At 51.0% G+C, this 5298-nt stretch carries 7 protein-coding genes; 3 read left to right on the forward strand and 4 right to left on the reverse strand.

Annotated features, from left to right (window positions below; all coding sequences use genetic code 11):
- The first annotated feature begins 55 nt into the window (after nt 1–55).
- Nucleotides 56–403, forward strand: coding sequence for a hypothetical protein (locus tag Q0P86_RS16425; RefSeq protein ID WP_072976426.1), 348 nt, complete (start codon nt 56–58; stop codon nt 401–403).
- An 81-nt stretch (nt 404–484) separates the two neighbouring features.
- Nucleotides 485–1108 (forward strand): imidazole glycerol phosphate synthase subunit HisH, encoded by a 624-nt coding sequence (gene hisH, locus Q0P86_RS16430; protein ID WP_290996384.1) that lies wholly within the window; start codon nt 485–487, stop codon nt 1106–1108.
- A gap of 111 nt (nt 1109–1219) precedes the next feature.
- On the opposite strand, the gene rph is transcribed toward hisH, so the two are convergent.
- The 3 genes from rph to Q0P86_RS16445 form a co-directional block, all read right to left on the reverse strand.
- On the reverse strand, nt 1220–1945 hold the full coding sequence (gene rph / locus Q0P86_RS16435; protein WP_295040995.1) for a ribonuclease PH: 726 nt from the start codon (nt 1943–1945) through the stop codon (nt 1220–1222).
- Nucleotides 1946–1954: 9 nt separating this feature from the next.
- Nucleotides 1955–2806: a prephenate dehydratase gene (locus tag Q0P86_RS16440; protein ID WP_295040997.1), complete on the reverse strand. Its 852-nt coding sequence runs from the start codon at nt 2804–2806 to the stop codon at nt 1955–1957.
- A 100-nt stretch (nt 2807–2906) separates the two neighbouring features.
- Nucleotides 2907–3584: a C40 family peptidase gene (locus Q0P86_RS16445; protein ID WP_290996388.1), complete on the reverse strand. Its 678-nt coding sequence runs from the start codon at nt 3582–3584 to the stop codon at nt 2907–2909.
- A gap of 154 nt (nt 3585–3738) precedes the next feature.
- On the opposite strand from Q0P86_RS16445, the gene Q0P86_RS16450 reads away from it, so the two are divergent.
- Complete coding sequence (locus Q0P86_RS16450; RefSeq protein WP_295040999.1) at nt 3739–5031, forward strand: hypothetical protein; 1293 nt, start codon at nt 3739–3741, stop codon at nt 5029–5031.
- Nucleotides 5032–5083: 52 nt separating this feature from the next.
- Here Q0P86_RS16450 and Q0P86_RS16455 read toward each other — a convergent pair whose 3' ends face one another.
- Nucleotides 5084–5251 (reverse strand): hypothetical protein, encoded by a 168-nt coding sequence (locus tag Q0P86_RS16455; RefSeq protein ID WP_294113940.1) that lies wholly within the window; start codon nt 5249–5251, stop codon nt 5084–5086.
- Nucleotides 5252–5298 lie beyond the last annotated feature (47 nt).

The raw sequence follows: 5298 nt of genomic DNA on the forward strand, positions 1-5298 counted from the left end.
AAAACGACAAATAAGCCCATCTTCAGGAAATGAATGTATTTTTAGAGGTACCCATATGTCAATAGCAGAAGAAGCGAAAAAGTTTCACGCAGACAAGCGTGGCAACTGCGCCATGGCTGTGGCTTACGGTTACGCCCGTGGAACGGGCAAGACGGAATTGGAATCGACCGATGCCGCACAGACTTTCCGCGGGTTTGGAGGTGGCCAGGCTCCGGATGGCTTTTGCGGTGCGCTTTACACGGCAAAGCTGATGCAGCCGGACCATGCCGATGCCATCGAGGACTTCTTCAAGCGCGGGGCGAAGAACTGCACCAAGTGCAAGGAAATCCGTCCGAATGGCGTTATCCCTTGCAACCGCTGCGTGGAACTCGCCGGCGAAGCGCTGGATTTTTTAGATAAGTGACACATAGTGTCATTCTGAGTTTGTCGAAGTTCTCTAGTCTCATAAAAAATCTATTTTTGCTCTTGAAAAAGAGAGGTTTTTATGTCCGCTAATCCCATCATCGTCGTCGACTATAACGCTGGTAACTTGACTTCGGTAATGAATGCGCTTGCGCATATCGGTGCAGACGCCAAGTCCAGCCGCGATCCCGACGTGATTGCAAAGGCGACCCGCCTTATTTTCCCGGGCGTGGGTGCGGCGGCATCGGCCATGGAAACCTTGACCCGTACGGGAATCGGCGATGCCATCAAGGCGGTCGTGAAATCCGGTAACCCGGTGCTCGGCATTTGCATCGGTTGCCAGATTATTCTCGAGGAAAGCGAAGAGGATGGCGGCGTCAAGACGCTTGGACTCATTCCGGGCAAGGCGGTGCGTTTCAAGGACGAACCGGGCCTCAAGATTCCGCACATGGGATGGAACCAGGTGAACTTCACGCGTGAACATCCGATTATGAAGGGTATCAAGAACGGGAGCGATTTCTACTACGTTCATTCGTACCACCCGGTGGTGCCTGCGGAATATGCCTTTGCCGAAACGACCTACGGTACGCAAACATTCCAAGGAATTGTCGGCAATGACAACCTGATAGCCACTCAGTTCCACCAGGAAAAGAGCGGCGATGTGGGCCTTGCCATGCTCAAGAATTTCTGCGACTGGAAAGTCTAGCGCGAACGGTCGTTTGTGAGCAAGAAACGGCCCGTATCAACGGGCCGTGCTTGCGAGAGTGAGCGCATCGAGGATGAATACGCTTGTTTGGGCGCGAACGGTCGTTAAATCTTACGGTAGTTCGCCGCCGATAAATTCCATCTGTTTCTTGTAGATGTCCTTGCAGGCGTTTTCGCCGAGGTCGAGCAGCGTGTTGAGCATGTTGCGGTCGAAGCTCGCGTGTTCACCGGTGCCCTGCACCTCGATGAAGTTCTTTGCGTCTTGCATCACCACGTTCATATCCACGTCGGCTGCGGAATCTTCTACATAGCACAGGTCGCAGAGGGGCTTGCCTGCGACAACGCCGACGGAAATCGCGGTAATGCCGTGCTGCAAAATCTGTTGCGTAATGCCGAGGCGCGCCTTGATTTTCTTGAGTGCGAGCGCAAGGGCGACGAAGCCGCCGATAATGCTTGCGGTGCGTGTCCCGCCGTCGGCTTCGATCACGTCGCAGTCGACCACGATGGCGTTTTCGCCGAGGGCAGAAAGGTCGGCTGCGCCGCGCAGCGAGCGGCCTACCAGGCGCTGGATTTCTTGAGTGCGGCCGCTCGCGCCCTTGCGCTCGCGTTCCACGCGCTTGCCGGTACTCTGCGGAAGCAGGCTGTATTCGGCGGTGATCCAGCCGGTGCCCTTGCCGGCGAGCCAGTCGGGGACTTTTGGTAAAAGGGTGGCGTTGCAGATGACGCGGGTGCGGCCCATCTCGATGAGGACGGAACCGTCGGCGCTCGAAATAAAGCCCGTGGTCATTTTAAGGTTGCGATATTCGTCAAACTTTCTGTCGGTACGTTCGTATGCCATAAAAACCTCTTAATACTTCAGTGTCTCGACGACGCCTTTCTTGAATGTTCCCAGAATGTACATCTGGCTCGTGTAGTTCTTGAGTTCGGCGAGGGCGGCCTGGGCGCGATCCTCGTTCACGTTCGCCTCGAAGGATACGTGGAAAATATATTCCCATGGCTTGTCGGGATGCGGCCTGCTTTCGCAACGGGTCAGGTTGATTCCGCGCTTGGCGAAGCATCCGAGCGCATTGTAAAGGGCTCCCACCGCGTGATCGTCGGCAAGTTCAAAAAGCATGGTCGTCTTGGCGCTTTCGATTCCGTCGAAAGTGGCGGGCGATTTCTGGATGCCATAGAAACGCGTGAAGTTCGTCCCCTTCAGATTTTCAAGTCCCGCCTTCAAAATATCCAGGTTGTAAATCTTTGCTGCATAGGCGCTCGCGATGGCGCCTTCGTCCATAGCCTTTCTTCCGGCGAGTTCTTCGGCAGAACCTGCGGTATCGAATGCGGGTACGGCCTTGATCTGCGGGTTTTCCGCAAAGAACTTGGAACACTGGGCCAATGCCTGCGGGTGGCTGTAGACGCGTTTGAGGTCGGCGAGCTTTACGCCCGGCATCACGCACAGGGTATGCTCGATTCGCAACATGACTTCGCCCACGATGCGGTGGCGCCACTTGTAAAGCAGGTCGTAGTTTGCCTCGATGGACCCCGCCGTTGAATTTTCGATGGGAATGGCTCCGCCGTCGGCTTCGCCCGTTTCTACCGCCTGGTAGATTTCTTCAAATGTATCCATCGGGAGGGTCTCGATGTCTTCGCCGAATAGGTAATGCGCGGCGCAGTCGCTATAGGCACCCTTGCGGCCCTGGAATGCAATCTTTTTCATAAGTAGAAATATAAATAAGACGAAAGACGAAAGACGAGAGACGAAAGAAATTTTTTTAGAAAAAGGATCGATCTTACACTGAATTTTTTATTCTTGAATCCTATCTGAACCTTCTTGCTCCCTGGTACTTGGGGCTCCAGTACTTGTCGTGCATCGGTGAAATCATCACGCCCTTGCTCGTGCTCGCATGGATGAACCGGTCTCCCGAAAGGTACATTCCCACGTGGTCGATTTTCCAGAGGCTCCCGAAAAAGACGAGGTCACCTTCCTTGAGGCTTCCGCGGCTTACGGATTTTCCGCGGCTATCCTTGTACATCTTGGAGGCGCTGTGGTCCAGCGAGATGCCGTAATAACCTTTGTAGACCTGCATCACGTAGCCGGAACAGTCCGTTTTGGTCTTGGTGGCCATGGCGTAACCGTATTTTGCTCCGAGCCATTGACGCGCGTAGCTTTCGAAACTCCCGCGGGGGGTGGACTTGGCTGCTGCCTTGGCGGTTTCTTTCTTGTTGATGGCGGCACGAGCCTTTTCTGCGGAATTCAATGGCTTTTTGGCGGAATCCGGAACGGCTGAGGTCGATTTTTGCGATGTCGGAGGCTCTTGCGTCGCGGTTTCGGATATCTTGCTTGCTGCTTGTGCCGTTGCGGTTTCGCTTGCAGGGACGGGCTTGTAATCGCCGATATTGCGATCGTACCCCGTGCGTACCGGGAACGAACAGCAGACAAGGCCCATGCAAAGTGGGACCAGTACCAACCCGGTAAATTTGGACAGCGAACGCATCAAGGAAAATGTAATTAAAAGAGAAAGCCTGGAAATGTGAATCTCTACACTTTTTTATCTAAACGTAAAAATAAATTGTCTTTTCTGTTTTTTAGAGGTTATATTTCAAAAAGCAAACCATCATACTAAGGAGAAAATTACGAAAATCAAACACTTGCTCGCGTTTGCCAGCTGTTGCGCCGCTTTTGGCCTGATCGCCTGCGGCGATGATTCCAGCTTCAATTCTACAGGGGGTTCAGGGGAAGTTTATAAAGAAGCTAAAGCTTCGATAATCACCCTGGATGAACAGAACAAGACGATTGTCGCTTATGAATCGAGAAAAAAAGACTACTGTGTTGTCGATGAATTGACCGAAACGGCGTCGTGGAAAACGGTTGATAGGGGTAACGACACCTCGACTGTAGAGTATGAATTTATCTCATTGGCAGAAAATGAACTTTCGTTTGTCAGGGACAGCTTAAAACTTTCGGTGAACGGAAATACGGCTGTGGTAATAAAAGATGTGTCTACCTATACAGATGAATCTGGAGCGCAGTATAAATATGCTTCGACGTTCGGATTCTTTGTAGGTGGAAGTTCCGCTACAATCAAGGGAACCTGGGTATCCATTCCTTGCGAAGAAAACGACGGTGAGTTGGAATGCTTTGGAATTGGCGATGGTTGGGAACAGACAACCCTGAAAATATCGGACAACTCGATTTCCTTAACGGAAAGGTATATTCCCGGAGAGTACGATGATGAAGAAGATTATGATTACGATGATTATGACTACTATACGGACGACGTGGCTCAATCGGGACTGATGTATTCCATATTGAAAGTCTTGAGCGGAATGAGCGACTATATCAGTTCCAATAATTCCATGATGGAAAATTATTCCGAAGACATCGAGGAATTGCAAACCGAACTTGGTATCGTCGTAAGCTCAAAGTCGAAGAATGCGGAAACGTTTGTCCTGAACGACAAAACATACAGTTTGAATGTCAGCAATCTGGTGGCTGATTTTGAAAGAAACGACGACTTCATTTTGAACATGACGATTTCCGCCGACGGAAAAAGCTGCAACTTCTATGATGAATATGTCGCTGATATCAGTAGTTCTACTTGCAAGGCCGATTTGAAGGGATACTATGTTGAAGCTGGGGATATCTATGCCAATGAAGAAAATGCCATTGGCAAGAGAGTGGAGTATTACTCCAAGGACAATACCTTAGAATTTACGGCGTGCCTCCAGGATCTCGCTGGGGTGACGAGTGAAGAAACGGAGTATCCTGACGATGACGAAGATAGTTGGATGAACGACGACGAAGAATGGCCGGCATACGATGATGAATATCCGGTCGTGAATCCGCTGCTGAAGAAAACCTCTAGCAATAAGTCGTCTGCGGCTCAGTTCTGGAGAAATTACAAACGCAACATGAAGAAACTGCGCACGATTCTTCAGTAATTCTAGATAAGGAAACTTAGATTTGCTCCGGGGTAAACACCGGAGCTTTTTCTTATGGGGCTTTGCTCTGGAAAAGCGCGTTATATTCGATGGAACCGGAAAGTTCCCGCAGCAGGTGTACCAGCTGGCGCTCTTTCATGGATTCGACAAGTGTCTTTTCTTCGGAAAGGAGGCTTGCCCCGAAACCGAGCCTGTGGCCTTCTAGGTTGAACCCCTGCACTTTCAGTGCAGCGACTTTCAGTTTCTAAAAATGTTTGGCTAACTTTA

The sequence above is a fragment of the uncultured Fibrobacter sp. genome (assembly GCF_946062555.1).
Lineage (GTDB): Bacteria > Fibrobacterota > Fibrobacteria > Fibrobacterales > Fibrobacteraceae > Fibrobacter.